Annotated in this window: 1 protein-coding gene; it reads right to left on the reverse strand. The window is 43.2% G+C overall.

Going from position 1 to position 4,015, the window contains the following annotated elements; all coding sequences use genetic code 11:
- On the reverse strand, nucleotides 1-4,015 hold a 4,015-nt coding region (locus ACX0HA_RS17540; RefSeq protein ID WP_458846608.1), incomplete at both ends, for an Ig-like domain-containing protein.

Here is a 4,015-nt window from a genome sequence, read left to right on the forward strand (position 1 = left end):
TACTGTAACGGTATACTCACCTGCCAACAGTCCTGAAGCTGTCGCGGCTGTACCTCCTGTTGGTGACCATAAGTAGGTATACTCTCCTGTACCTCCCGATACTGCTACTGTAGCCGAACCATTCGATATTCCGTTGCACGATACATTCTCTTGTGTTGGGGTAATGCTTATTGCATCCGGTTGCGTTATCGTAAAGCTTTGTATGGCCTCGCAGTCATTTTCATCGGTTACTGTCACGGTATACTCACCTGCCAACAGTCCTGAAGCTGTCGCGGCTGTACCTCCTGTTGGTGACCATAAGTAGGTATACTCTCCTGTACCTCCCGATACTGCTACTGTAGCCGAACCATTCGATATTCCGTTGCACGATACATTCTCTTGTGTTGGGGTAATGCTTATTGCATCCGGTTGCGTTATCGTAAAGCTTTGTATGGCCTCGCAGTCATTTTCATCGGTTACCGTAACGGTATACTCTCCTGCCGAAAGGCCTGAAGCTGTCGCGGCTGTACCACCTGTTGGTGACCATAAATAGACATAATCTCCCGTACCGCCTGTTACTGCAACTGTTGCTGTTGCGTTATCGCCTCCATTACAAGTAACATTGGTTTGCGATGGCGTGATGCTTAAGGCATCCGGCTGGGTAATGGTAAAGGTTTCTTCTGCTTCACAACCGTTTTCGTCCGTAACTGTTACGGTATAGTTACCAGCGGTTAATCCTGAAGCTGTAGCCGCAGTACCTCCTGATGGCGACCATGAATACGTATAATCTCCTACACCGCCTGTAACTGAAACTGTTGCTGTTGCATTATCGCCTCCGTTACAAGTAAGATTAGTTTGTGATGGGGTTACTACTATATTAGAAACAACCACATTTACAGCCACACGGTTAGTGGTAAAAGCTGGTATTATTTTTTTTATTATAGAGCCATCTGCTACATAAACAATACCGTGGGCATCGACGTCAACTCCATTAACAATGTTAAAACCACTGCCTATAACCTGGATATTGCTACCATCGCTGTTCATTTTTTTTACGGTATTGCTACCATTGTCCGCTACATAAATATTACCCTGAGCATCGACCGCAACTACTTGAGGCCTATTAAAACCACTGCCTATAATCTGGATATTGCTGCCATCACTATTCATTTTTTTTATGGCATTGTTACCAAAATCTGCTACATAAATAATACCCTGAGCATCTACAGCAACACTAAGAGGCCTAATAAAGCCACTGCCTATATTCTGGATATTGCTGCCATCACTATTCATTTTTTTTATGACATTGTTATAATCTCCTACATAAATAGTACCATGTGCATCTAAAGCAACTCCATAAGGACTACTAATAGCACTGCCTATAATCTGAATATTACTACCATCACTATTCATTTTTTTTACGGCATTGTTAGAGCTATCTCCTACATAAATACTACCCTGTGCATCTAAAGCAACTCCAAAAGGCCTATTAAAACCACTACCTAGGGTTTGGATATTGCTGCCATCACTATTCATTTTTTTTATGGCATGGTTATTATAATCTGCTACATAAATACTACCCTGGGCATCTACAGCAATTTCAAAAGGAGAATCAAAACCGCCGGCTAATTGAATCGTGGTTTCGGGACTTAACTGCTCTACATAGTATGTACCCGTAGTAAGCGATTGCGTTCCTGCAAGTGCTGTACCACCAGTTGAGGAGGTATACCATTTTGCTGTTGCCCCTGATGAAGGTGTTGATCCCAAACCGACAACGGTAGTTCCGATACACAATGTCTGAGTAGCATCGCTTATCTTTTTCACTATAACCGCTGCCCTTGCACCTTCGGCTGTTCCGGGTGACTGACTTACATAATAAGTTGTACCGTCTACCAATGCTGTATCAGCAGTTAGTGCAGTACTGCCCGTAGCAGTGTTATACCATTTTAAATTGGTTCCTGTTGCTGTTAAATTGGCGATGGTTCCTGTACCTGCATAAATTTGTATACCTGTCGCTTCTGGTGCTGACGGAGCATTAACCGTCACTTTAATTTCTGCTCTTTGGCTCTCGCAGCCATTATCATTTGTACTCGCAACCCAGTATGATATATTCCCTGCCGTAGTGGTAATAGGTGTAAGTGCCGTAGTACTACCTGTACCGCCAGTTGCTGCTGCATACCATTTTAGCCCGGTGCTTCCCGAAATAGCTGTTAACGCTGATGCCGTAACACCTTGCGTTAAAACTACATTAGTAACTGTAGGTGCTGTTACTACATCTATGGTAACATTTACCGCGACACGGTTACTGGTAATTGCAGGAATTATTTTTTTTACAGCATTATTTAAGCCATCTGCTACATGAACAATACCCTTGGCATCTATAGCAACTCCGTAAGGAGTACTAAAACCACTCCCAATGATTTGGATATTACTACCATCAGCATTCATTTTTTTTATGGAGTTATTACCCGTATCAACTACATAAATGCTTCCCTGAGCATCTATGGCAACTGCTATAGGAGAATAAAAACCGCTACCTATGGTCTGGATATTACTGCCATCACTATTCATTTTTTTTATGGCGTTATTACCCGTATCAACTACATAAATGCTTCCCAGAGCATCTATGGCAACTCCATAAGGGTAACTAAAGCCACTGCCGATGGTCTGGATATTACTGCCATCAGCATTCATTTTTTTGATTGTGCTATTAGAAGTATTTGCTACATAAATGGTTCCTTGCGCATCTACAGCAACTCCTTGAGGATAACTGAATCCACTGCCTATAGTCTGAATATTAGTACCATCAGCATTCATTTTTTTGATCGCGTTGTTATAAGTATCTGCAACATAAACTATACCCTGAGCATCTACCGTAACTCCAAAAGACGCATTAAAACCACTGCCTATAGTCTGAACATTGCTCCCATCACTATTCATTTTTTTTATGGCAGAGTTATAAACATCTGCGACATAAATAGTACCCTGGGCATTTATTGCAATTCCCGCAGGAAGATTAAAACCGCCGGCTAATTGAACCGTGGTCTCTGTAGTTGCCTGTTCCACATAGTATGTGCCTGTAGCAAGCAATTGTGTTCCTGTGAGTGCTGTACCACCAGTTGAGGAAGTGTACCATTTTGCTGTTGCTCCTGATGTAGGAGTTGATACCAAACCGGCAACGGTAGTTCCGATACACAATGTCTGAGTAGCCTCGCTTATCTTTTTTACAGTAACTGATGCTCTTGCGCCTTCGACTGTTCCGGGTGACTGACTTACATAATAGGTTGTACCGTCTACCAATGCTGTGTCAGCTATCAAAGCTGTACCAGCCGTAGCAGTGGTATACCATTTTAAGTTAGTTCCTGTTGCTGTTAAATTGGCAATGGTGCCCGTACCTGCATAAATTTGTACACTTGTCGCTACAGGTGCAGCAGGTGCTACCGTAAGGGTAACTGCACCGGATGTTGCATTTGGAATGCATGTTCCTGCAGCAATAAGCCTGTATTGATAACCATTAATACCTGCTGTAGTGCCTGTAATTGTAAGTGTAGCAGTTGTAGCGCCTGAGTAAACACCTCCATTGGTAATATTCGAAAATCCTGCCCCTGAGTTTTCCTGCCATTGGTAGCTTGTTGCGTTTGCTGCTTGAGCTGTAAATGTAGTGTTATCTCCCGCAAATGTCGTGCTGTTAGCAGGCTGAGCTGTAATAGCAGGTGCGCTGTTTACCGTAAGGGTAACTGCATTGGTTGTTGCATTTGGTGTACATCCTCCTGTTGCAACAAGCCTATATTGGTAACCACTCATTCCTGCTGTTGCTCCGGTGAGGGTTAATGTTGAGGTTGTGGCACCAGAGTATACTCCACCGTTGGTAACATTCGTAAATCCTGCCCCAGAGTTTTCCTGCCATTGGTAGCTTGTTGCGTTTGCTGCTTGAGCTGTAAATGTAGTGTTATCTCCCGCACATGTCGTGCTGTTAGCAGGCTGAGCTGTAATAGCCGGAGCACTGTTTAAAGTAAGGAAAACTGCACTGGATCTT

Source organism: Flavobacterium hauense, assembly GCF_054457175.1.